Below are 22898 nucleotides of genomic sequence, written 5' to 3'. Positions count from 1 at the left end.
ACCGGGAGAGAGCGCATACCTCCCACACCATTACGCGACTTCGGGCCGCGATGTTGGGATTTTCCGGAACGGCTGCCCACGTGGGCCCCGAGCGGCTAAAGAAGACCGGTGAGCGGGGTGCGTCCGCACGGACGTGCGTCGCACGTGTTCGCGGTGTTCGGGCCCGTGTCCACGAGCGTCTTCCGAGGTCCGGGTTCTTCGTTAGTGTCTTCGCTAGTGTCCTTCCCGGGGGTCTCGCACCCGGGCACGTCGGCCAGGATGGGAGTTGGGGGCTGTGGTGTCCTCCGGTGGCGGTGGTGAGCAGGTGCCGCGCGAAGGCTATTACCCAGACCCGTCGATTCCGGGATACGTCCGGTACTGGAACGGTGCGGCGTGGGTCCCCGGAACCAGCCGCCCGGCGCCCGCGCCGGACGAGACGCTCGCCCCGCCTCCGACCGCCGCGACGGCCGTGCCGCCCTCGGTCACCCCGCAGGCCCCGCCGCGCACCCCGGCGATCGACGAGTCCGGGCCGATGTTCCTCGACGAGGATCCGGGCGCGCCGGTGGCGGAGACGTCGGGGGCCTCCGGGATGTCCTGGAAGGCGGATCCGGCCCGGCAGGCCGGGGTCGGTGAGGCAGCCCGCAAGGTGAAGTGGGGGTCGGAGGGGGACGCCGCCGGGGCGGACGCGGCTGGTTCCGGGACCGACGATCCTCGGGACGCGGCGATCGCCGGTACGGGTGGTTCCGGCGTGCCGGGACCGGGGGCGGGTGCTCCCGCGGGTGCGGGCGGTTTCGGCCCGCCGGGGTCGGGGGCGCCGGCGGCGGAGTTCGGTGTGCCGGGCTTCGGGGCGGCCCCCGCTGTGCCGGGTACGGCTGCCAGCGGCACGCCGGGCGCCGCTTCGGCTGTCCCGGGTGCGCCGCACGCGTCCGGGGGTCACGCGTACCCCCAGGGCGCCGCGAACGGCGCTCCGGCCGCCCCCGGCCAGGCCGCCTACGCCTATCCGCCGCAGGCCCCCGTGCCGGGCGGCTACGGGTTTCCCCCGCCGGGCGGCGAACCGCTGCCGGGCGGCTACGGCTACCCCCAGGCGGGCGGCGACCCCGTGCCGTGGCAGCGGCAGGTGCAGGAGCTCGCCGGTGACAGCGGCGCCGCCGGGCCCGCCCTGCCGTGGCGGCCGCCGGTCGCCAACCCCTTCCTCCAGGCGCAGGAGCAGGCCCGCCCAGCCGGTACCGGACGCCGCCTGGCCGCCCGGTTCATTGACAGCGTGCTGGTCCTCGCGGCGGTCGCGGCGGGCGCCTTCCCACTGGTCAGCGCCTCGGTACGGCACATCCAGGACAAGATCGACGCCGCTCGGCAGAGCGGTGAGAACGTCCAGGTCTGGCTGATCGACGGCACCACCGGCCTGTACCTGGGCATCGTGCTGGCCGCGCTGCTGCTGGCCGGGCTGCTCTACGAGGTGCTGCCCACCGCCAAGTGGGGCCGGACCCTGGGCAAGAAGCTGCTCAAGCTGCGGGTGCTCGACATCGAGTCGCAGCTCACCCCCGGCTTCGGCCAGGCGCTGCGCCGCATGCTGGTGCGCCAGCTGCTCGACTTCGTCGTGGTGGGCGTCGTCAACGCCCTGTGGTGCCTGTTCGACCGTCCTTGGCGGCAGTGCTGGCACGACAAGGCGGCCCGTACCTTCGTCGCGGGCGGCAGCTGAGCCCGTACCCTGGCGTCGCCCGAACGGGTGCGACCAGGGGCGCGCGGCGGGTGGCCGGGTTTGACTCGGTCTATGAGTACCGATCAGCCGACGCCCGGCTCCGGCGAGGAGCCCCCGGAGGGACCGTCCCAGCCGCGCGAGGACGATCCGTTCCGGAAGCGCCCGCCGCATCCCACGCCGCCCGGCGGCCCCGGTGAGCCCAGCGCCGCTTCCGGCGGTGAGCCCGGCCGCCCGTTCGGCGAGCCCAGCGGTGCCGGGGGCGAGCCGCCCTACGGCCGGATGCCGCCACCGCCGGCCGGCGGCCGTGCCGAGAGCGATCCGCTCGCCGGGATGCCGCCGCTGGCCAACCGGTTCAAGCGGCTGGTCGCGAGGATCATCGACGCGCTGATCGTCGGCATCCCGCTCGGCCTCATCCTGGGCTTCGCCTTCGGCGGCTACAACTACAACCGCGCGGGCCGCAGCTTCTGGCAGGAACTCATCTACGCCCTGGTGTACTTCGCCTACGACGGCTACATGCTCACCACCCGCGGCCAGACCTTCGGCAAGCAGTTCATGAAGATCCGCGTCGCGATGCTGGACAACGGCGCGCTACCGGCCGGTCAGCCGGGCTGGACCCGCGCGGCCGTCTACGCGCTGCCGCCGATCGTGCCGTGCTGCGGTTCGCTGTTCTGGCTGGTCAACGTCCTGTGGCTGCTGTGGGACAAGCCGTACCAGCAGGCACTGCACGACAAGGCCGCGAAGACCGTGGTGGTCGCCGCGCAGTGACCGGAGGTGTCCGCGTTCAGTGGCGCAGCGAGTGATCGCTGAGCACCTCGGCCGCACGGCCGGTACGGGCGCGGGGCACCCCGTGCGGACGCGCCGCGGCGGCCGGCCGGGCCGGTCGGGACTGCCGGGTGGTGTGCGCTCCCCAGGGCAGGGTGAAGGTCAGCGCGACGAGCACCCCGAGCGCCAGCCCGGCGAGCGCGATCACGATGACTCCCGCACCCGAACTGGCCCGGGAGAGCAGCAGCATGGCGATGGTGGAGAAGACGACGGTGGCCGAACCATAGGCGAGCTGTGCGGGGGTCGGGCGCGGCATGTCGGAATCCGTCCTCGATGCGGGGTACGTCAGTCGGTCGGGCGTTGTCCGTTCTCAGTCGTTCGCGTGTTTGATGTGTCGCTCAATGACTCTACGAGTCCGCATGCCCGATGGGAACGTCCGGTAAGCGTGACCTAACCGACCGTACGGAGCACAGGGGGCGCACGGAATTCACAGTGCGCCTCTCGGAACCGGTCGTACAGGTGTCGCGCCGGACAGTGTCAGATGACCCGCGAGTGGGACCACCGCCATCTGGCGGAGGCACACCCTTCGGCCTGATCATCGTTCTTGTCGGTATGTCCCACCCTGTGAGGAGGCGTCGTGGCCGCCGGTGGTTTCGCCAAGCTGCCCAATGGCAACGTTGTCGTGGCGCTGACCCTGCCCCGTCCGGGCGACGGGCACGCGGGGGCCGCCGTGCGGGTGCTGGTACACGCGGTCAACCGGCAGCGCGCCCTCACCAGGGTCCGGAACCTTGGCTTCCGCGCGGTTCGGCTGAGCGGCAACGCGGAACCGCCCACCCCGGACGAGATCAGCGCCGTGCTCCACCATCCGGACGGCCTGGTCTGGCGATCCCGGCACGCCGATGACACCGAGCTGTGGCATCCGCTGCGGGCGTTGCGCAGACTCGGCGCGGTCGGCTGAGCCTCAGTCCGTCACCACCGGCTTGCCGCCCGCCATCGGCGTTCCGCGCAGCTCCACCCCGGCGTGCCGCATCTCCTCCAGGGCCCGCTCGGTGGTCTCCGGCAGCACGCCCGCCGTCAGGTCGAGCAGCACCCGGGTGGTGAAGCCCTCGCGCGCCGCGTCCAGCGCGGTGGCCCGCACGCAGTGGTCGGTGGCGAGGCCGACGATGTCGACCTCGCCGACGCCCCGCTCGCGCAGCCACGCCGCGAGGCCCATCCCGTTCTCGTCCACGCCCTCGAAGCCGCTGTACGCGCCCGAGTACGCGCCCTTGTCGAAGACCGCGTCGATCGCGCCGGATGCCACCGCCGGTGCGAAGTTCGGATGGAAGCCCACGCCCTCGGTGCCCGCCACACAGTGCGGGGGCCAGGTCGCCCGGAAGTCGGGGTGGTCGGAGAAGTGGTCTCCGGGGGCGATGTGGCAGTCCCGGGTGGCCGCCACGTGCCGGTACACGCTTCCGGCGGCGCCCACCAGATCGGTGATCGCGGCGGCCACGTCGGCGCCGCCCTCCACCGCCAGGCTGCCGCCCTCACAGAAGTCGTTCTGTACGTCAACGACGATCAGTGCCCGGTGCATTGTGCACGCCTTTCGTAAGGCCCCAAGCGTAGTACCGGATCGGGGTGTTGGCCCATCTGTCAGTACCCACCGGGTTGTCCGTCACACGAACTCGGTGGGCAGTACGGGCTCGCCGCGCGACAACTGGGTTGCCGACAGCGGCAGTCCGGCTCGGGCCTGGATGTGCCGGGTGCGCGCCGCGTCCAGCGGCTCGCGGGCCACCACCTCGCCGCGCAGTACCAGCGGGGCCAGCAACTGCCGGTCGGCCAGCTCGGGCGGCACCGGCCCGGTGCCGACCACCTCGGCCTCGGCGACGCCGTCCGCGTCCAGTCGGCGCGCCGCCCACTTGCGGCCGCCGGTGCTGGCCTTGCCGCCCAGCGACTTCTTCGCCACCGGCACCAGCGGGCTGTCCGGGGTGTCGGCGTCGTGCCGGGCGCGGGCGACCAGCTTGTAGACCATCGAGCAGGTCGGGTGGCCGCTGCCGGTGACCAGCGAGGTGCCCACGCCGTACGCGTCGACGGGGGCGGCGGCCAGCGAGGCGATGGCGTACTCGTCGAGGTCGGAGGTGACCACGATCTTGGTGTTCTTCGCGCCCAGGGAGTCGAGTTGCTGGCGGACCCGGTGGGCGTGCAGCAGCAGGTCGCCCGAGTCGATCCGGACCGCGCCCAGCTCGGGGCCGGCGACCTCGACGGCGGTGCGTACCGCCTCGGTCAGGTCGTAGGTGTCGACCAGCAGAGTCGTTTCGGCGCCGAGGGCGTCCACCTGGGCGGTGAACGCGTCGCGCTCGGTGTCGTGCAGCAAAGTGAAGGCGTGGGCGCTGGTGCCGACGGTGGGGATGTTGTAGCGGAAGCCCGTGGCCAGGTCCGAGGTGGTGGCGAAGCCGCCCACGTACGCGGCGCGGGCCGCGGCCACCGCGGCCAGTTCATGGGTGCGGCGGGCGCCCATCTCGATCAGCGGGCGGCTGCCCGCGGCGACCGCCATCCGGGACGCGGCGGCGGCGACCGCCGAGTCGTGGTTGAGGATCGACAGGACCAGCGTCTCCAGCAGGATGGCCTCGCCGAACGTGCCCTCGACCCGCAGGATCGGCGAGCCCGGGAAGTAGACCTCGCCCTCGGGGTAACCGTGGATGTCGCCGGTGAAGCGGAAGTCGGCCAGCCAGTCCAGGGTGGCGCGGTCCACGACCTTCTCCCGGGCCAGGAAGCTCAGTACGTCGGCGTCGAACCGGAAGTTCTCCACTGCGTCCAGTACGCGGCCGGTGCCCGCGACGACGCCGTAGCGGCGGCCCTCCGGCAGGCGGCGGGTGAAGACCTCGAAGACCGAGTGCCGACGGGCCGCGCCGCTGCGCAGGGCGGCCTGCAGCATCGTCAGCTCGTACCGGTCGGTGAACAGGGCGGTCGACGGCACCGCCACCGGCAGCCCGAGAGCCGACCCGGCCAACATCGCTGGAGTGTCCATGACTCGGATGCTACCCCGTAATCGTCAACTTGACGATTACGGGGTGACGTGATCTCCGTCGCTCCCGCGCCCGGATCTCCCGCCCGCCCGCCGGCTCCCCGGTGACTCGCCGCCGTCGAACGGCCGGTCCTCGGCACGCCGCCGGAACCCGGCGGTGCCGCACGCCCCATCAGCGGCCTCCACCGCGGGCGCCGCGTCCGTAACTCCGGACGCACCGTCACTGGTGGAACCGACCGCCTGGGGCGTCCGGTCCGCGCGGCGAAACGCGCACCCCGGCCAGGGGTGCGCCGCGCCCGGGTGGGCGCCCCCCGGCGCGAGTTGGGGGGCGGGAAGTGGCAGCATGGGAAGGGTGAGTGTCGCACCCGTGGAGATCGAGCGGACCGAGTCGAGTGAGGCGGTATCCGAGGAGCCCAAACCCGACGTCCCCTGGGTGACGATCGTCCACAACGACCCGGTCAACCTGATGAGCTACGTGACCTACGTCTTCCAGGCCTACTTCGGCTATCCGAAGGACAAGGCCAAGAGGCTGATGCTGGACGTCCACCACAAGGGCCGCGCCGTTGTCTCCAGCGGCACCCGTGAGGAGATGGAGCGCGACGTACAGGCCATGCACGGCTACGGCCTGTGGGCCACGCTCAGCCAGGACCGCTGACCCCCCTTCGACTACCCGGAGACATACGGGCCTCATGGCCGGATACTTCGAAGCCGCCCCCGACGGCGGAGCCGCGATCGCCCTCGACGAGGTGGAGATCTCCATCCTCCGCAGCCTCGCCGTCCAGTTCCTCGAACTGGTCGGCCCCGGACCCGGTGGGTCCGCGGACGACAGCGACCCGCTGGCCGCACTGCTCGCCGACGGCCCCACCCAACCGCCGTCCGATCCCGCGCTCGCCCGGCTGTTCCCCAACGCCTACTGCGACCCGAACAAGGCGTCGGACGCCGCGGCCGAGGCGGCCTCCGCCGAGTTCCGCCGCTACACCGAGAACGACCTGCGGGCCCGCAAGCGCGAGGACGCGCTCGCCGTGGTGCACGCACTCGACGCGCTCACCCCGGCCGGTGACCGGGGCGCGGTGCTCAGGGTGGACGGTGACCAGGCGCAGCGCTGGCTCGGCACGCTCAACGACCTGCGGCTGACCATCGGCACCCGGCTGGAGGTGGACGAGGATCCGGACAGCGAGCTGTACCGGCTGCCGGACGAGGATCCGCGCAAGCCGCTGATGATGGCGTACATGTGGCTGGGCGGCCTCCAGGAGTCGCTGATCGAAACCCTGCTGCCGTAGCGCCGTCCCTGGCCGTTCGCCGGGTGTTCGCTCAGCGGACGCTCAATTCCGCATAACGATCGCGTTACCCGCGATGCGCGTTTCGCCCGTAAGTGCACCTTTTTGCGGCATTTCTCCGTGATCTCGGCCACATTCGTGTGCGTGGATCATCCTCGCACTCGTGATAGGAATCCACGACCAGCCGTAGGACGCCACCCATGTCCACGCGGCGGCGCTGTGCCGACCGATCGTCGGCGTGCGACTCCATCCGGGGGAATCGGTACCCGGCCCGGTCACGTAGTGCCGGCCGGGCGTGCAGACGTGGAGAAAGGCGCACACCACCATGGCCTCAGAGCAGGTCAAATCAGTGATCGACGGCGGCGCGGAGGAATCCTCGGGAGAGGGTTACCACCGGGGACTGGGAAACCGTCAGATCCAGATGATCGCAATTGGCGGCGCGATCGGCACCGGTCTTTTCCTCGGTGCCGGCAAGGCGATTTCCAAGGCCGGTCCGAGTCTCATCCTGGCGTATGCCGTCGTCGGCATCATCATCTTCCTCATCATGCGGGCGCTGGGCGAACTGCTCATGTACCGCCCGGTGTCCGGAAGCTTCTCCGAGTACGCCCGGGAGTTCCTCGGCCCGTTCTTCGGGTATGTCACCGGCTGGACCTACTGGCTTTTCTGGGTGGTCACCGGCATCACCGAGGTGACGGCCGCCGCCAGCTACGTCCAGTACTGGTGGCCCGGTGTTCCGCAGTGGACGTCCGCGCTGGTATTCACCGTCGCCCTGTACTTCGTGAACCTCATCTCCGTGAAACTCTTCGGTGAGTTGGAGTTCTGGTTCTCGATGGTCAAGGTGACCGCGATCATCGGCATGATCCTGATCGGCATCGGGGTGCTCACCCTCGGCTTCTCCAAGGCCGGTGACACCGCTTCGATCAGCCACCTCTGGAACGACGGCGGATTCTTCCCGAAGGGAATCGGCGGCACGCTGATGACCCTTCAGATCGTGATGTTCGCCTTCCTCGCCGTGGAGTTGGTGGGCGTCACCGCGGGCGAGTCCAAGGACCCGAAGACCGTGCTGCCGAAGGCCATCAACACGGTGCCGTGGCGCATCGGCCTCTTCTACGTCGGCGCGCTCGTCATCATCATGGCGCTGGTGCCGTGGACCGAATTCCAGCCCGGCGTAAGCCCGTTCGTCGCCGCCTTCGCGAAGGTCGGTCTGCCGCTCGGCGCCGGAATCGTCAACTTCGTCGTGCTCAGCGCCGCGTTGTCGTCCTGCAACTCCGGTATGTACTCGACCGGCCGTATGCTGCGCGACCTCGCGCTCAACGGCCAGGGCCCGAAGGCCTTCACCAAGCTCACCCGCAACGGCACACCGCTGCTGGGCACCACCGTCTCCGGCGCTTTCATGCTCGTCGGTGTGTGGATCAACTACCAGTGGCCGTCTAACGCGTTCAACTACGTGGTCTCGTTCGCGACCATCTCCGGTATGTGGGCCTGGATCATGATCCTCTGCTCCCATCTGCGGTACCGCCGGGCGGTGCGCCTCGGCCGGCTGCCCGCCTCCGACTTCCGGATGCCGGGTTCGCCGTGGACCAGTTGGATCGCGCTCGCCTTCATCGGCCTGGTGGTCGTGGAGATGGGCATCGACAAGGACGCCCGGGTCTCGCTCTACTGCGCCCCGGTCTGGGCGGTGATCATGATCGTCTCGTACTTCGGGATCCGGGCCCGCCGCCCGGAGGTCTTCGCGAAGAAGGATGTCGCGGTCGAGCGTCAGGCCGAGCGCGTCAAGGCGTGACGGCGTGAAAAGGGCCGCTCCGACTGCTCGGGGCGGCCCTTTTCCTGTCTTCCGCGCTCTCCCGCCGCCCGCCGCCACCCTCGAACGAGGCCCTCCGGGCCACTCTTATGCTTCTTGCCATGCTCACCATCACCCAGGCCCTTTACGACGAGATCGTCGCCCACGCGCGGGCCGACCACCCCGACGAGGCGTGCGGGGTCGTCGCGGGGCCGGCCGGGGCCGGCCGCGCCGAGCGGTTCATCCCGATGCTGAACGCGGCCCGCTCGCCCACGTTCTACGAGTTCGACTCCACGGACCTGCTGAAGCTCTACCGCGAGATGGACGACCGGGACGAGGAGCCGGTCGTGATCTACCACTCGCACACCGCGACCGAGGCCTATCCGTCCCGTACCGACATCTCGTACGCCAACGAGCCGGGCGCCCACTACGTCCTGGTTTCCACTGCCGAGTGCGGCAATGACGAGGGGCCGGTCTCGTTCCGCTCGTTCCGCATTGTGGATGGCGAGGTCACCGAGGAACCGGTGGAAATCGTGGCAAGCTACCCGGCGTAGCCTGTGTGCGCCCCTGGTGACCGTATCCCTGTCCGCATGCTGGGACGGCGCGCTGGGGCTGACGAGGGGAATCGATACCATGTCCGCATGGTTGTCCACGACGTGAGCGACAGCGAGAAGGCGCCGGGCACACTGCTCGTCGCGCGGCTGCACGTCGACCTGTGCCGTCTTGCCAGCGCCATGTGTACCCGCGCGGCGCATCGTCCGGCCTGAGCCCGTACGGCTCCGCCGCACCCTGCTCAGCCCGCTGCCCCGGCGCGGCCCCGCGGCCGTGCCTCCCCTGTCGTCCTTCCGCACTGGAGTGCATCCATGGCCATCGAGGTCCGTATCCCGACCATCCTCCGCACGTACACCGGCGGCGAGAAGTCCGTCGAGGGCACCGGTGAGACCCTCGCCGAGCTTTTCTCCGACCTCGACACCCGGTACGCGGGCATCCGCGAGCGCGTGGTGGACGGCGAGCAGCTGCGCCGGTTCGTCAACGTCTACCTCAACGACGAGGACGTGCGGTTCCTCGACGGCATCCAGACGAAGCTGTCGGACGGCGACAACGTGACGATCCTTCCTGCCGTGGCGGGCGGCGCCCGCTGATGCGGTACGACAGCCCGCTCGCCGCGGTCGGCAACACCCCGCTGGTACGGCTGGCACGCCTGTCCCCGTCGGACAACGTGACGCTCTGGGCCAAGCTGGAGGACCGCAACCCCACCGGTTCGATCAAGGACCGCCCCGCGCTCCACATGATCGAACAGGCCGAGCGGGACGGGACGTTGACTCCCGGTTGCACCATCCTGGAGCCGACGTCCGGCAACACCGGCATCTCGCTGGCGATGGCGGCCCGGCTCAAGGGCTACCGCATCGTCTGCGTGATGCCGGAGAACACCTCGCGGGAGCGCCGCGAACTGCTGGCGATGTGGGGCGCGGAGATCATCTCCTCGCCCGCCGCGGGCGGCTCCAACACCGCGGTACGGGTCGCCAAGGAACTGAGCGCCGAGCACCCGGACTGGGTGATGCTCTACCAGTACGGCAACCCCGCCAACACCGCGGCGCACTACGCCACCACCGGCCCCGAGATCCTCGCCGACCTGCCGACCATCACCCACTTCGTGGCGGGCCTGGGCACCACCGGCACACTGATGGGAGTCGGCCGCTACCTGCGGGAGAAGGTGCCCGGCGTGCAGATCGTCGCCGCCGAGCCGCGCTACGACGACGTGGTCTACGGCCTGCGCAACCTCGACGAGGGGTTCGTCCCCGAGCTGTACGACGAGTCGGTGCTGACCACCCGCTACTCCGTCGGCAGCGAGGACGCGGTGCGCCGCACCCGTGAACTCCTGCGCGAGGAGGGCCTCTTCGCGGGCATCTCCACCGGTGCGGCGCTGCACGCCGCCCTGGGCGTGGCCAACAAGGCGCTGCGCGTCGGGGAGAGCGCCGACGTGGTCTTCGTGGTCGCCGACGGCGGCTGGAAGTACCTGTCCACGGGCATCTACACCGCCCCCTCCACCGAGGCCGCGATCGAGGCGCTGCACGGCCAACTCTGGGCGTAGCGCCACCGCGCCGACGGAATCAGGAGCGGCTCGGCCGGCAACCGGCTTGGCGGAACACGGACTGGTGATTCCGCCCACAACCGCGCCTGGCTAAGGCGCGCCGACGGTCACCCCGCCTTACCCTCGACTGCACAATGGCGGGCTATGGAAATCCGCACCACGCACCCGGCGGCGCGCTCACGACGACGTGACGCCTCCGGGTGGGTGACCGTACGCGACCGCGCAAGACTCCCGGACGCAACCCTGGAGGCTCCTGCATGAAGCTCACCGTCGTCGGCTGCTCGGGGTCGTTCCCGTCCGCGGACTCGGCCTGTTCGAGCTACCTCGTCGAAGCCGACGGCTTCCGGCTGCTCCTCGACATGGGCAACGGCGCCCTTGGCGAACTGCAGCGCCACATCGGCCTGTACGACCTGGACGCGGTCCTGCTGAGCCATCTGCACGCGGACCACTGCGTCGACATGTGCGCCTACTTCGTCGCCCGCTACTACCGCTACGACGGCGGCATGCCGGACCCGATCCCGGTCTACGGACCGGAGGGCACCGAGACCCGGCTGGCCACCGCGTACGGCGAGGAGCCGGACGACAAGTCCATGAGCGAGGTCTTCGACTTCCGCACGCTCACCCCGGGGACGTTCGGCGTCGGCCCGTTCACCGTGCGCACCGACCGGGTCAGCCATCCGGTGGAGGCCTTCGCGTTCCGGGTGGAGCACGGCGGCCGGTCGCTGACGTACTCCGGGGACACCGGGCCGTGCGAATCGCTGCTCGGGCTCGCCGAAGGCGTCGACCTGTTCCTGTGCGAGTCGTCGTTCACCTACGGCAAGGAGGACGTGCCCGGGCTGCACCTGAACGGCCGCGAGGCGGGCGAGCACGCCGCCCGTGCGGGGGTCCACCGCCTGGTGCTCACCCACATCCCCCCGTGGACCGACCCCCAGGTCAGCCTGGTCGACGCGCGCGCCACGTACTCCGGGCCGGTGGAACTGGCCCGCAGCGGCGGGGTGTACGAGCTGTAGGCCCGCGAAACGCGGAAGTGCCCCCGGAACCGCGGTTCCGGGGGCACTTCGCTTGCGGCTACGCCTTGGTGAGGTCCTCGACCTCTTCCTCGGGCTCGCGTCCCGGGGTGGGAATGTTGAACTTGGTGATCGCGAAGCGGAAGACCACGTAGTAGACGGCCGCGAAGCACAGGCCGATCGGGATGATCAGCCATGGCTTGGTGGCCAGGTTCCAGTTGAGCAGGTAGTCGATCAGACCGGCCGAGAACCCGAAGCCGTCGTGTACGCCCAGGCCCCAGGTGACGGCCATGGATATACCGGTGAGCACCGCGTGAATGGCGTACAGCGCCGGGGCGATGAACAGGAAGGTGAACTCGATCGGCTCGGTGACACCGGTGACGAAGGCGGTCAGCGCGACCGAGATCATCATGCCCATGACCGCCTTCCGGCGCTCCGGACGTGCGCAGTGCGCGATCGCGATCGCGGCGGCGGGCAGGCCGAACATCATGATCGGGAAGAAGCCGGACATGAACTGGCCGGCGGTCGGGTCGCCGGCGAAGAACCGCGGGATGTCGCCGTGGAAGACCTTCCCGGCGTGCGTGTAGGTACCGACCTGCTGCTGGAAGAAGGTGTTCAGGAACTGGTGCATGCCGACCGGGATCAGCGCCCGGTTGAAGACGCCGTAGATACCGGCGCCCGCCGCGCCCAGACCGGTCAGCCAGTCGCTGAAGTGACCGAGGCCGGTGCCGATCGGGCCCCACAGCAGACCGAACAGCACACCGAAGCCGGTCCCGATGAAGGCCATCAGGATCGGCACCAGACGGCGGCCGTTGAAGAAGCCCAGCCAGTCCACCAGCTTGGTGCGGTGGAAGCGCTGCCAGACGATGGCGCTCACCAGGCCGATGACGATGCCGCCGAGCACTCCCGGGTTCTGCGGGGTGCCCTGCGGAAGCGCCTGGGTGACGGAACCGGCCACCGGGAAGGCGGTCAGTACGTTGTGGTAGACCAGATAACCGACGAGAGCGGCCAGTGCGGTGGAACCGTCGGCCTTCTTCGCGTAGCCGATGGCGACACCGATGCAGAACAGCAGCGGCAGGTTGTCGAAGAGGGCACCGCCCGCGGTGGCGAAGACCGTGGCGACCTTGCCCCACTGCAGTCCGGTCTTGCCGAACACGTCGTCCTGGCCGAGCCGGAGCAGGATGGCGGCGGCGGGCAGGACGGCGACGGGCAGCTGCAGGCTGCGGCCGACCTTCTGCATACCCTGCATGAAGCCGGCGCCCCGCTCTTTCGCGGGCGCGGGCGCCGCCGAAGCGGTGGCCGTACTCATCAGATTCCTCCTGGTGAGAGGCGGGCTCTGAAGGGGGACGGCCCGCGGCTCTGGTCTACACCACCCAGTGGTGTAGACCTGTTGTAACACGTCGGAGCCGCATAAAGGAATCCATGATTTCAGGCAACGCCGACACGCCGCCAATCCGTTATGACACCCGCTATGCCCCCAGGTTCTAAGCCTTGGTGGTGTCCTCCACGTCCTCTTCCGGTTCGCGGCCCGGTGTCGGGAGGTTGAACTTGGTGATCGCGAAGCGGAAGACCGCGTAGTACACGGCCGCGAAGCACAGCCCGATCGGGATGATCAGCCAAGGCCTCGTCGCCAGGCTCCAGTTGATCACGTAGTCGATCAGTCCGGCCGAGAAACTGAAGCCGTCGTGCACGCCAAGACCCCAGGTCACCGCCATCGAGACACCGGTGAGCACCGCGTGCACCGCGTACAGCAGCGGCGCGATGAACAGGAACGAGTACTCGATCGGCTCGGTGATGCCGGTGACGAACGAGGTCAGACCGACCGAGAGCATCATGCCGCCGATGTCCTTGCGCCGGTGCGGTCTGGCGCAGTGCGTGATCGCCAGCGCCGCGGCGGGCAGTGCGAACATCATGATCGGGAAGAACCCGGAGGTGAACTGCCCGGCCGTGGGGTCGCCCGCCAGGAAACGGTTGATGTCACCGTGCACCACCGTCCCGTCCGGCTTGGTGTAGCTGCCGAACTGGAACCACACGAAGGTGTTCAGGAACTGGTGCAGCCCGATCACCAGCAACGCCCGGTTGGCCACCCCGAACACCCCCGACCCGATCGCGCCCAGATCGCTGATCCACTTGCTGAACGTGGTCAACCCGGCACCCACCGGCGGCCAGACCCACAGGCACAGCACCGCGAAGACCAGCGCCACGAACGACATCACGATCGGCACCAGACGGCGGCCGTTGAAGAAGCCCAGCCAGTCCACCAGCCGCACCCGGTGGTAACGCTGCCAGAAGAAGGCGGTCAGCAGCCCGAGCACGATGCCGCCGAAGACACCCGGGTTCTGGTACGTGGGCACGGTGGCGTTGGCCCCGGCCAGGCAACTCGCCGCGGTGAACCTCGCGCCCGCCGGGCACTGCGGGAACTGGCGCAGGATGCCGTAGTAGACGAGGAACCCCGCGACCGCGGCGAGCGCCGTGGAGCCGTCCGCCTTCTTCGCCATCCCGATCGCCACGCCGACGCAGAACAGCAGCGGCAGCCCCAGCGAGGAGTCCAGCAGCGCGCCGCCCGCGCCCGCGAACACCTTGGCCACCGGGGTCCAGCCGAGTCCGCTGCGGCCGAACACGTCGTCCTGGCCGAGCCGGTTGAGGATGCCCGCCGCGGGCAGCACGGCGATCGGCAACTGAAGGCTGCGGCCCATCTTCTGGGCGCCCTGGAGCAGCGACGCCGTCCACTTCCGACCCGGCGCCCGACCGGTGGCGCTCTCCGCACTCATCGGCGACCTCCTGGTGGGCTGTTGCCAGGTTTGGCGGGCACCGCAAAATGGTGTAGACCAGTCACAGTGCGGGTGTTGGACTGCCCCAGCGGGTGCGGCACCAGTGATCGTCATCATTGGGCAGAAGGCTGGCGACCGCTCGCGAAGGTGGGCCAAACGTGCGTTAACGTGTGGATTCCTCACGGCGCACGCGGTACGCGAACGCGGGCTGCCGATGGCCTGAGACAACAGGAGTGGACATGGCCAGCAAGGCTGAGAAGATCGTCGCCGGGCTCGGCGGGCTTGACAACATCGAAGAGGTCGAGGGCTGCATCACGCGGCTGCGCACCGAGGTCAACGACGCCTCCCTGGTCGACGAGGCCGCCCTCAAGGCCGCCGGCGCGCACGGCGTGGTGAAGATGGGCACCGCGATCCAGGTCGTCATCGGCACCGACGCCGACCCGATCGCCGCCGAGATCGAGGACATGATGTAAGGCGCCGTAAAGCGCCTGCGCGGGGTCCGTTCCACACCCGGAGCGGACCCCGTCCGCTTTGTCGATAGGGTCGTGCGCATGTCTCGTATCGACGGCCGCACCCCAGAACAGCTCCGCCCGGTCACCATCGAACGTGGATGGAGCAAGCACGCGGAAGGCTCCGTACTGGTCTCCTTCGGCGACACCCGCGTGCTGTGCACCGCCAGCGTCACCGAGGGCGTACCGCGCTGGCGCAAGGGCAGCGGCGAGGGCTGGGTCACCGCCGAGTACGCGATGCTGCCACGCGCCACCAACACCCGCGGTGACCGCGAGTCCGTCAAGGGCCGCATCGGCGGGCGCACCCATGAGATCTCCCGCCTCATCGGCCGCTCCCTGCGCGCCGTCATCGACTACAAGGCGCTCGGCGAGAACACCGTGGTGCTCGACTGCGACGTACTCCAGGCCGACGGCGGCACCCGCACCGCGGCCATCACCGGCGCCTACGTCGCACTGGCCGACGCCATCGGCTGGGCCCAGGAGAAGAAGCTGGTCAAGGCCAAGGCGCAGCCACTCACCGGCGCCGTCAGCGCGGTCAGCGTCGGCATCGTCGACGGCGTCCCGCTGCTCGACCTGTGCTACGAGGAGGACGTGCGCGCCGAGACCGACATGAACGTCGTCTGCACCGGCGACGGCCGCTTCGTGGAGGTCCAGGGCACCGCCGAGGGCGCCCCCTTCGACCGCACCGAGCTGAACGCCCTGCTCGACCTCGCCGCCGCCGGCGCCGCCCAGCTCGACGGCATCCAGCGCGCCGCGCTCGCCCAGCTCCGGGGCTGACGCACATGCGTACCGCGCTGACCGCCACCGCCACCGCCGCCCTGGCCCTCGCGCTGCTCACCGGCTGCGGCGGCCAGAGCGGCAAGCACGACTGCGCCTCGGTCGCGGAGGCGGTCAACGGGAACGTCAAGGACCTGCGCGCCGCCGTCGCCAAGGGCACCGGCAACCCGCGCGACGCCGCCACCGCGCTGCGCAAGCTCCAGCTCAACCTCGACCAGCTCACCAGCGGCGGCAACAGCTCCGCCACCAGCAAGGCGGTGGCCGACCTGTCGCTGGCCGCCTCCAACGCGAAGAACTCGCTCGACAAGGGGGAACCCGTCGACCTCCGGCCGGTCACCACGGCGGCGGGCGCGCTCACCTCCTCGTGCGGAAAGGGATGATCCAGACCATGCAGCGGCTCGTGCTCGCCACCCGCAACGCCCACAAGGTCTCCGAACTGCGGGCCATCCTCGCCGACGCCGGACTGGACGTGGAACTGGTCGGCGCCGACGCCTTCCCGGAGGTCCCGGACACCAAGGAGACCGGCGTCAGCTTCGCCGAGAACGCGTTGCTCAAGGCGCACGCCCTCGCCCAGGCCACCGGACTGCCCGCCATCGCCGACGACTCCGGCCTGTGCGTGGACGTGCTCGGCGGCGCCCCCGGCAGCTTCTCCGCCCGCTGGGCCGGACGGCACGGCGACGACCGGGCCAACCTCGACCTGCTGCTGGCCCAACTCGCCGACATCGACAGCGAACACCGCGCCGCCCACTTCGCCTGCGCCGCCGCCCTGGCCCTGCCGGACGGCACCGAGCACGTGGTGGAGGGCCGCCTGGACGGCACGCTGCGGCACGCACCCGAGGGCGACGGCGGCTTCGGCTACGACCCGATCCTGCAGCCCGATGGTGAGACCCGCACCTGCGCCCAGCTGACGCCTCAGGAGAAGAACGCCATCAGCCACCGGGGAAGGGCGTTCCGCGCGCTGGTGGCGGTGATTCGGGAAGCGCTGGGGTGACAAGAAAGGCGTGGCCCCAACAGGGCCACGCCTTCGGCGGTAGGCCCGGTGGGATTTGAACCCACGACACACCGGACCTAAACCGGCGCCCTCTAGCCGCTGGGGTACGGGCCCTCAGCACTAACTCTACTGGTTCGTGGCCGCCGCTGGTGAGGGGGCACCATGTTCGCGGTCCGGCGGGCGAAGCTCGCCGTCTGGCTGTGGCATGACGGGCACAGGTACCGCAGATTGCCCATGCGGTTGTCCAACCGGTCGCCGTTGATGTGGTCGATCTCCAACACAAGCTGGTATCCGTACCAGACTTCGCCGGTGCCGCATTTCCCGCATATGTAGGGCACTCCCATCTCCTGGAGGGCACGGTGCAGGAGGCGGCGGTTGGTGCGCGATGACCCGGGGCTGAGTCGTTGCAGGATTTCCGTCGCCGTCTTGCGCCGGGGTGAGGAGCGTCCTCGGTTGTGTCCCTGCCCGACGAAGTGATGGGTTGGTATTCCTTGCGCGATAAGGTTCTTCTTCACCTTCGCACGTGAGGCACCGCTGTTAGGGAGCCCTAGCGCACGCAGCACCTCCGCAAAGGTGCGCGATTGCGCCACGATGGCGCGTAGTTCGTCCGTATCGATGACTTGAGCCTGCGGCCTGGCCGGGTTGAAGTGGGAGGTGTCGATACCGAAGTGGGCGAGCCTCCGCTCGATGTGGTTGTACGCGCTGTCGTACGGGGGTATCCCCAGGTACTCGATGACTTCGCGGATGGAGTTGGAACGACTGGTGGCGTCCTGCAGCGCCTCCTTGGTGTAGCGGCGGCGAGGGGGGTTCGGCAGAGCCTCGTCCTGGAAGTGCGAGATGTCGATGTTGTAGTGGTCCACCCGCTTGCGTAAGTACCTCAGCGGACCGGCACCCAGGGGCTGGCCAAGTCGGCGGAGCATGTCAACGAGGCTGGTTGACTCGGTGGCAGTGGCGGTGAGGCGATCGCGGGTGTACCCCGGACGAGGTGTCAGGCGGCCCATTCACGTCGCTGCCTTACGCCTGCGGCCACGGTAAGTGTCAGTAACAGCATGGCAGTTGGGGCACAGGATCCGTAGATTCTCCAGGCGGTTGTCCCACCAGTCGCCGTTGCGGTGATCGACTTCCAGGCGGAGCGGTTCGCCCTGCCACTGAGGGCCTGTGCCACACATGGCACATTCTTCCGCGACGCCGCTGCTCAGCATCGCCTTGCGAAGACGTTCACCGGGCACTCGGCCGTCCGACGGGGTGCGCAGAATCAGCCAGTTCCGTTGCTGGCGTCTCGCACAACCACGGCTGGCGGTCGAGAAGTTCGACGTGTCGATTCCGAGTGCGGCGATGCGGCGGCTGATGTGGGCCTGGTTGCCGCCGACCGGATTGATACCGAGTCGGCGTACCACCTCTACGACGCTCGATGACTGGTTGACGGCTTCGCGTAGTCTCCGCTCGGTGTGCCGTACACCTTCGCGCTCCAAATGGGAGCTGTCGATGCCCCATCGGGTGATGAGTTTGCGGGCGTAGGAACGTGTCCCGTCCGTTGGATTGCCGCCCAGCCTTCTGATTGCTTCGGACAACGACTCCGAGGCCGCGACGGCCTCGGCGAGAAGTTCGCGCGTATACCTGGCAGGCATGGTCCCCCCTGCGATCGACCGCTTGTCGCGTTCTCGTACGTGTAAACGAGAAGTCCGCTGATCGGTTACGCCGAACGGGGGCCGCCCAGGCCCCGGAGTTCCAGGGGCTGGGCGGTAGCGGGGCTCAGAGCCCCAGATCCTTGATGATCTTGGCGACGTGGCCGGTCGCCTTGACGTTGTACAGGGCGCGCTCCACCTTGCCCTGCTCGTCCACGACGACGGTGGAGCGGATCACGCCGGTCACCGTCTTCCCGTAGAGCTTCTTCTCGCCGAAGGCGCCGTACGCCTCCAGTACCTTCTTGTCCGGGTCGGCGACCAGGGTGACCTTGAGGCTCTCCTTGTCCCGGAACTTCGCCAGCTTCTCCGGCTGGTCGGGGGAGACGCCGATGACGTCGTACCCGGCGCCCGCGAGCAGGTCGAGGTTGTCGGTGAAGTCGCAGGCCTGCTTGGTGCAGCCGGGGGTGAGGGCGGCAGGGTAGAAGTAGACGATGACCTTGCGGCCCCGGCGGTCGGCGAGGGAGATCTGGTTGCCGTCCGCGTCCGGCAGGGTGAAGTCGGGGGCGGTGTCGCCGGGCGTCAGGCGCTCGCTCATGGCTGGGGCTCCTCGTCGTGTGCGGCTCGCTATCGCTACTCGACGAGCCTAATCGGGGTGCCAAGCGGCGCGTCGTAAGGGGAGCTGACAAACTGATCGGCAAGGAATGTCGGTTCTATCGGCCTAGGTGACGGAGGCAGCGCGGTGTCGGAGGGCAGGACTCCCGCTCAGATCGAGGCGGACATCGTCCGCAGGCGGCAGGAGCTCGCCGTGACGCTGGACGAGATCGGGGTGCGGGTGCATCCGAAGACCATCGTCGGCAACGCGTCGGCTTCGGTGCGTCAGACGGTGGACCGCACCGCCGGACGCGCCTACGTGGCGGTGAACCGGGCGGTGACGAGTGTTCGCGGCGAGCTGTTCTCCGCGGACGGCGCACCCCGGATGGAGCGCATCGTGCCGGTGGCGGTCGCGGCGGTGGCGTTGGCCGTGGTGTTCTCCGGTCGGTCGTCCAAGCGCAAGGGCAAGCGTAAGTAGCGTGCTTTGGCCCGTCCTGTGCGTTACGTAGCGGTGTATCACGGGCGCCGGGGAGCGACATCCCCCGGACGCCAGGTAACGTCGTGCCCGTGAGCTCGAATACGTCCCTCGACGGCGGCGCCGCGCACGACGCGCGTACGCACGACAAGCTGCCCATCCGCATGCTGCACGACCGGGTGCTGGTGCGCACCGACATCCCGGAGGGTGAGCGCCGCTCGTCCGGCGGCATCCTCATCCCGGCGACGGCGGCCGTGGGCCGTCGGCTGGCCTGGGCCGAGGTGGTCGCGGTCGGGCAGAACGTACGGACCGTGGAGGTCGGTGACCGGGTGCTGTTCGACCCGGAGGACCGGGCGGAGGTCGAGGTGCGCGGTGTGGGGTACGTGCTGATGCGTGAGCGCGATCTGCACGCGGTGGCCGCTGAGCGGCTCCAGGGCTCGGAGGACTCCACGGGCCTGTACCTGTAGAGGTGTTTCGCGGGGAAGCGGGCGGTGATCCCGGTCACCGCCCGCTTCCGTGCGTTTTTGCTACGGTCGGCGGTACCCGACGAGACGCGCCGTACCGGGATCCGCAAAGACGACGCACCCCGTAGAGACATCCGCCACGGAGGTGCCGTCATGGCCTGGGTCCTGTTGTCGTTGGCCGGTCTGCTGGAGATCGCCTGGTCGATCGGCATGAAGTTCAGCGAGGGGTTCACCCGGCTGTGGCCGAGCCTGTGCACGGTGGCCGGGATCGTGCTGAGCATGGTCCTGCTCTCGCTCGCGGTGCGCCGGCTGCCGATCGGCACCGCCTACGGGGTCTGGGTGGGCATAGGCGCGGTGGGCACCGCGGTGCTGGGCATGGTGCTGTTCCACGAGCCGGTCACCCCTGCCCGGATCCTCTTCGTCTGCCTGCTGGTCGTCGCCGTACTGGGCCTGGAGGCCACGTCCGGTCACTGAGCGGCTACGGCGTGAAGGTCCCCGGCGGCCCACTGGTCGCTCCCGGCCCGCCGCTCGGTGTCCCGCTCGTGCCGCCCCCGGCCGCGCCCGGTCCTGAGCCGCCGGATCCCGCGCCGTCCGAGGTGCCGGCCGACGTGCCGCCCGCCGCGCCCGTCGACGTACCGCCGGAGCTGGGGCTGCCCGTGCCGCCGCTGGGGCCGCCGTTGCCCGTGCCGCCGTCCGGGACGCCGCTGGTGCCCTGGTCGACGCCGCCGTTGAGGCCGCCGGTGACGGGGCTCATCTGCGGCGGTGAGGGGGGCGGGGAGTCCGGCGGGCTGCTGTCCGGCGGCCCGCTGTCGGGCGGTGAGCTGCTCTCCTGGGGTGGGGCGCTGGAGTCCGGCGGCGAGTCGCTGGGTGACGGGCTGGCGCCGCTTTGCAGTTGCAGGTCGAAGTCCGGTACGGAGTCGCCGTGTTCGGCCGCCGCGGTGTACTGCGCCCAGATCTGTGCCGGGAAGCCGCCGCCGTTGACCCGGTCCAGGCCGGTGGCTCCGTAGAGCTTCATCTGCTGCCCGGTGTCGGAGTTCTGGCCCATGACGGCGACCACGGTGACGAGTTTCGGGGTGTAGCCCGCGAACCAGGCGGCCTTGTCCTCCTCCGCGGTACCGGTCTTGCCCGCGGAGGGCACCCCTGATGCCTGCGCGGCGGTGCCGGTGCCGTCGGGGGCGTTGACCACGTTCTGCAGCATGGAGGTGGTGGTGTCGGCGGCCTCCCGGGGGACCGCCTGGCGGTGGTCGCGGCCCGGCAGCGGCACCGGGTTGCCGCCCTTGACCACATTGCGCACCAGTGTGTAGGGGATGTACGTGCCGTGGTTGTCCAGCGTCGCGTACGCCTGCGCCATGTCCAGTGGGCTGGCGGTGGCCACGCCCAGCGCGATGGACGGGTACGCGCTCAAGTCCGGTGTGGTGGACGGGAGTCCGAGGCTTGTGGCGGTGGCCTTCACCTTGTCCGGGCCGACGTCCTCGGCCATCTGCGCGTAGACGGCGTTGACCGACTTGTTGGTCGCGGTGGAGACGTTGATCTCCCCGTAGTCGACGTCGTCCTCGTTCGCGGGCGCGTAGTTCACCGGGCCGTCCGGCCCCTGCACCGGGCGGTGGTTGGTGCCGTCGTAGACGGTGTTCGGGGTGATCTGCTGGCCGTCCTGGGTGGTGGAGTTGTTCTGCACCGCCGATGCGAACACGAACGGCTTGAAGGTGGAGCCCACTTGGTAGTCGCGTCGGGTCGCGTTGTTGACGTACTGCTTGGTGAAGTCGAGGCCGCCGTACATCGCCACCACGTCGCCGGTGGCCGGGTCGACGGAGACGCCGCCGGCCCGTACGTACTTGTCGGTGGGGTTGGCGGACGGGTCCAGTTTGCCGATGAGTTGGTCCTGGGCGGCCTTGACCAGGGCGTCCTCCTTGCCCTTGTCGATGGTGGTGGTGATCCGGTAGCCGCCCGAGGCCAGCGTCTGCTCGTCGAGGATCTTGTTCTCGGTGAGGTAGTTCTTCACCGCCTCCACCAGGTAGCCGCGCTGCCCGGAGAGACCGGAGCTGGCCTTGACCTTGCCGGGTGTCGGGAAGGACATCCTCGCCCGTTCCGACTGGGTCAGCCAGTGCTCCTTGACCATGCCGTCCAGCACGTAGTTCCAGCGGGCCACCGCCCGGTCCTTGTTCTGCGGGTCGGCTACCACGTCGAAGGCGCTGGGCGCGTTGAGCAGTGAGGCCAGGTAGGCGCCCTCGGCGGTGCTCAGTCTGCTGGCGTCCTTGCCGTAGTACGCCTGGGCGGCGGCCTGGATGCCGTAGGCGTTGCGGCCGAAGTAACTGGTGTTCAGGTAGCCTTCGAGGATCTCGTCCTTGGACTGCTCGCGATCGAGTTTGATCGCGATGAAGAACTCCTTGACCTTCCGGCTGACCGTCTGTGCCTGGTTGAGGTAGTAGTTCTTCACGTACTGCTGGGTGATGGTGGAACCGGACTGGGTGCCCTTGCCGCTGACGGTGTTCCAGGCGGCCCGCACCATCGCCTGCGGGTCGACCGCCGACTCGTGGTAGAAGCCGCGGTCCTCGGCGGCCAGCACCGCGTGCTGGGTGCTGCGCGGCACCTGGCTGAGCGGGATCTCCTCCCGGTTGACCGTGCCGCTGCGGGCCAGTTCGGTCTTGCCGTCCGAGTAGAGGAGGACGTTGCTCTGCGCGGTCGCCATGGTGTTCGCGGCCGGAATCCGCACCAGCAGGTACCCGGCGATGAACGCGCCGCACACCGCGATCAGGAACACCAGCACCGCACCGAGCGTGAAGCGCCAGGTGGGGACGAGACGCCGCCAACCGGACCGCTGGGGGCGCGCCGCCCCGTCCCCCATGCCGCGTCCCTGACGCTCCGGCTGCTCGTCGCTCATGTCTGTACGGACTCCTCGGCCGCCGTGGGGGTTGTGCCGCGGCGCGACGCGGCGGAAAGGCGATGTCCCGCGGGACACTCTCGCACCATCGGGTACCCCGCCCACGGCGGGCGCACCCTGACGACCGTCCCACGGCCCGAACGGCTGTGTCGTTCCACTGGAACGGATGACAAAACCTGTGGCAGCGGTTCGATCTGCGCCCGTACACTGCGGAATTTCCGCC

General features: G+C 69.6%; 27 protein-coding genes, 1 tRNA gene and 1 riboswitch. Of the genes, 18 read left to right on the top strand and 10 right to left on the bottom strand.

Translation table 11 applies throughout. From position 1 onward, the window contains the following. The first annotated feature begins 274 nt into the window (after positions 1 to 274). Complete coding sequence (locus P3G67_RS27665) at positions 275 to 1675, top strand: RDD family protein (protein WP_313881447.1); 1401 nt, start codon at positions 275 to 277, stop codon at positions 1673 to 1675. A gap of 72 nt (positions 1676 to 1747) precedes the next feature. Next, the gene (locus P3G67_RS27660; protein WP_276095921.1) at positions 1748 to 2440 is read left to right on the top strand and encodes an RDD family protein; all 693 of its coding nucleotides are present in this window, start codon (positions 1748 to 1750) and stop codon (positions 2438 to 2440) included. A gap of 16 nt (positions 2441 to 2456) precedes the next feature. On the opposite strand, the gene P3G67_RS27655 is transcribed toward P3G67_RS27660, so the two are convergent. After that, positions 2457 to 2753 carry a hypothetical protein gene (locus tag P3G67_RS27655; protein WP_276095920.1) on the bottom strand — a complete coding sequence of 99 codons (297 nt, stop codon included), beginning with the start codon at positions 2751 to 2753 and terminating at the stop codon, positions 2457 to 2459. A gap of 321 nt (positions 2754 to 3074) precedes the next feature. Here P3G67_RS27655 and P3G67_RS27650 point away from each other — a divergent pair, with 321 nt between their 5' ends. Continuing rightward, on the top strand, positions 3075 to 3395 hold the full coding sequence (locus P3G67_RS27650; RefSeq protein ID WP_269857710.1) for a hypothetical protein: 321 nt from the start codon (positions 3075 to 3077) through the stop codon (positions 3393 to 3395). Positions 3396 to 3398: 3 nt separating this feature from the next. On the opposite strand, the gene P3G67_RS27645 is transcribed toward P3G67_RS27650, so the two are convergent. Together P3G67_RS27645 and P3G67_RS27640 are read right to left on the bottom strand one after the other, a co-directional pair. Continuing rightward, positions 3399 to 4007, bottom strand: coding sequence for a nicotinamidase (locus P3G67_RS27645; RefSeq protein WP_276095919.1), 609 nt, complete (start codon positions 4005 to 4007; stop codon positions 3399 to 3401). Between the two features lie 81 nt (positions 4008 to 4088). Then, the gene (locus P3G67_RS27640) at positions 4089 to 5441 is read right to left on the bottom strand and encodes a nicotinate phosphoribosyltransferase (RefSeq protein WP_391858364.1); all 1353 of its coding nucleotides are present in this window, start codon (positions 5439 to 5441) and stop codon (positions 4089 to 4091) included. Between the two features lie 340 nt (positions 5442 to 5781). Here P3G67_RS27640 and clpS point away from each other — a divergent pair, with 340 nt between their 5' ends. The 8 genes from clpS to P3G67_RS27600 all read left to right on the top strand — a co-directional run bounded on the left by clpS (position 5782) and on the right by P3G67_RS27600 (position 11597). Then, positions 5782 to 6093 carry an ATP-dependent Clp protease adapter ClpS gene (clpS, locus tag P3G67_RS27635; protein WP_269857713.1) on the top strand — a complete coding sequence of 104 codons (312 nt, stop codon included), beginning with the start codon at positions 5782 to 5784 and terminating at the stop codon, positions 6091 to 6093. A gap of 34 nt (positions 6094 to 6127) precedes the next feature. Further along, positions 6128 to 6718 (top strand): DUF2017 domain-containing protein, encoded by a 591-nt coding sequence (locus tag P3G67_RS27630; RefSeq protein ID WP_276095918.1) that lies wholly within the window; start codon positions 6128 to 6130, stop codon positions 6716 to 6718. 322 nt (positions 6719 to 7040) lie between these two features. Further along, positions 7041 to 8498 (top strand): amino acid permease, encoded by a 1458-nt coding sequence (locus P3G67_RS27625; protein WP_276095917.1) that lies wholly within the window; start codon positions 7041 to 7043, stop codon positions 8496 to 8498. Between the two features lie 119 nt (positions 8499 to 8617). Next, positions 8618 to 9049 carry a M67 family metallopeptidase gene (locus P3G67_RS27620; protein ID WP_276095916.1) on the top strand — a complete coding sequence of 144 codons (432 nt, stop codon included), beginning with the start codon at positions 8618 to 8620 and terminating at the stop codon, positions 9047 to 9049. Between the two features lie 87 nt (positions 9050 to 9136). Beyond that, on the top strand, positions 9137 to 9262 hold the full coding sequence (locus P3G67_RS27615; RefSeq protein ID WP_269857797.1) for a putative leader peptide: 126 nt from the start codon (positions 9137 to 9139) through the stop codon (positions 9260 to 9262). Between the two features lie 96 nt (positions 9263 to 9358). Beyond that, a complete protein-coding gene (locus tag P3G67_RS27610) occupies positions 9359 to 9637 on the top strand; it encodes a MoaD family protein (RefSeq protein ID WP_269857717.1) in 279 nt (92 codons plus the stop codon). Continuing rightward, complete coding sequence (locus tag P3G67_RS27605; RefSeq protein ID WP_269857718.1) at positions 9637 to 10587, top strand: PLP-dependent cysteine synthase family protein; 951 nt, start codon at positions 9637 to 9639, stop codon at positions 10585 to 10587. The genes P3G67_RS27610 and P3G67_RS27605 overlap by 1 nt, the downstream gene beginning before the upstream one ends. A gap of 257 nt (positions 10588 to 10844) precedes the next feature. After that, on the top strand, positions 10845 to 11597 hold the full coding sequence (locus P3G67_RS27600) for an MBL fold metallo-hydrolase (protein WP_276095915.1): 753 nt from the start codon (positions 10845 to 10847) through the stop codon (positions 11595 to 11597). Positions 11598 to 11655: 58 nt separating this feature from the next. Here P3G67_RS27600 and P3G67_RS27595 read toward each other — a convergent pair whose 3' ends face one another. Both P3G67_RS27595 and P3G67_RS27590 read right to left on the bottom strand, forming a co-directional pair. Beyond that, positions 11656 to 12903: a PTS transporter subunit EIIC gene (locus tag P3G67_RS27595; RefSeq protein ID WP_276095914.1), complete on the bottom strand. Its 1248-nt coding sequence runs from the start codon at positions 12901 to 12903 to the stop codon at positions 11656 to 11658. Positions 12904 to 13078: 175 nt separating this feature from the next. After that, complete coding sequence (locus P3G67_RS27590) at positions 13079 to 14365, bottom strand: PTS transporter subunit EIIC (protein WP_276095913.1); 1287 nt, start codon at positions 14363 to 14365, stop codon at positions 13079 to 13081. 233 nt (positions 14366 to 14598) lie between these two features. Here P3G67_RS27590 and P3G67_RS27585 point away from each other — a divergent pair, with 233 nt between their 5' ends. The 4 genes from P3G67_RS27585 (at position 14599) to rdgB (ending at position 16642) form a co-directional block, all read left to right on the top strand. Next, entirely contained in the window at positions 14599 to 14838 is a 240-nt protein-coding gene (locus P3G67_RS27585) for a glucose PTS transporter subunit EIIB (RefSeq protein WP_078970859.1), read from the top strand. A 78-nt stretch (positions 14839 to 14916) separates the two neighbouring features. After that, complete coding sequence (gene rph, locus P3G67_RS27580; RefSeq protein WP_269857722.1) at positions 14917 to 15651, top strand: ribonuclease PH; 735 nt, start codon at positions 14917 to 14919, stop codon at positions 15649 to 15651. Positions 15652 to 15656: 5 nt separating this feature from the next. Further along, positions 15657 to 16031, top strand: a complete 375-nt coding sequence (locus P3G67_RS27575) for a hypothetical protein (protein WP_276095912.1) — start codon at positions 15657 to 15659, stop codon at positions 16029 to 16031. A gap of 8 nt (positions 16032 to 16039) precedes the next feature. After that, a complete protein-coding gene (gene rdgB, locus P3G67_RS27570; protein WP_276095911.1) occupies positions 16040 to 16642 on the top strand; it encodes an RdgB/HAM1 family non-canonical purine NTP pyrophosphatase in 603 nt (200 codons plus the stop codon). A gap of 40 nt (positions 16643 to 16682) precedes the next feature. On the opposite strand, the gene P3G67_RS27565 is transcribed toward rdgB, so the two are convergent. The 4 genes from P3G67_RS27565 to bcp all read right to left on the bottom strand — a co-directional run bounded on the left by P3G67_RS27565 (position 16683) and on the right by bcp (position 18862). Next, positions 16683 to 16756 (bottom strand) — tRNA-Leu (locus tag P3G67_RS27565). Continuing rightward, entirely contained in the window at positions 16735 to 17502 is a 768-nt protein-coding gene (locus P3G67_RS27560; protein ID WP_276095910.1) for an HNH endonuclease, read from the bottom strand. The genes P3G67_RS27565 and P3G67_RS27560 overlap by 22 nt, the downstream gene beginning before the upstream one ends. Before the next feature lie 141 nt (positions 17503 to 17643). Beyond that, a complete protein-coding gene (locus tag P3G67_RS27555; RefSeq protein WP_276095909.1) occupies positions 17644 to 18270 on the bottom strand; it encodes an HNH endonuclease signature motif containing protein in 627 nt (208 codons plus the stop codon). Between the two features lie 124 nt (positions 18271 to 18394). After that, on the bottom strand, positions 18395 to 18862 hold the full coding sequence (gene bcp, locus P3G67_RS27550) for a thioredoxin-dependent thiol peroxidase (protein WP_276095908.1): 468 nt from the start codon (positions 18860 to 18862) through the stop codon (positions 18395 to 18397). Between the two features lie 144 nt (positions 18863 to 19006). On the opposite strand from bcp, the gene P3G67_RS27545 reads away from it, so the two are divergent. From P3G67_RS27545 to P3G67_RS27535, 3 genes are all read left to right on the top strand, one after another. After that, entirely contained in the window at positions 19007 to 19336 is a 330-nt protein-coding gene (locus P3G67_RS27545; protein ID WP_276095907.1) for a DUF3618 domain-containing protein, read from the top strand. Between the two features lie 161 nt (positions 19337 to 19497). Next, positions 19498 to 19800, top strand: a complete 303-nt coding sequence (locus P3G67_RS27540) for a GroES family chaperonin (protein WP_269857790.1) — start codon at positions 19498 to 19500, stop codon at positions 19798 to 19800. 54 nt (positions 19801 to 19854) lie between these two features. After that, a riboswitch (guanidine-III (ykkC-III) riboswitch) is annotated at positions 19855 to 19919 on the top strand. Positions 19920 to 19950: 31 nt separating this feature from the next. Next, positions 19951 to 20271 (top strand): DMT family transporter, encoded by a 321-nt coding sequence (locus tag P3G67_RS27535; RefSeq protein WP_269857728.1) that lies wholly within the window; start codon positions 19951 to 19953, stop codon positions 20269 to 20271. 4 nt (positions 20272 to 20275) lie between these two features. Here P3G67_RS27535 and P3G67_RS27530 read toward each other — a convergent pair whose 3' ends face one another. After that, positions 20276 to 22675 carry a transglycosylase domain-containing protein gene (locus P3G67_RS27530; RefSeq protein ID WP_276095906.1) on the bottom strand — a complete coding sequence of 800 codons (2400 nt, stop codon included), beginning with the start codon at positions 22673 to 22675 and terminating at the stop codon, positions 20276 to 20278. Positions 22676 to 22898: the final 223 nt, after the last annotated feature.

The sequence above is a fragment of the Streptomyces silvisoli genome (genome assembly GCF_029269905.1).
In the GTDB taxonomy this organism is placed as follows: domain Bacteria; phylum Actinomycetota; class Actinomycetes; order Streptomycetales; family Streptomycetaceae; genus Streptantibioticus_A; species Streptantibioticus_A silvisoli_A.
The sequence above is the reverse complement of the archived record's forward strand: the minus strand, read 5'-3'. Positions and strand labels throughout refer to the sequence as shown.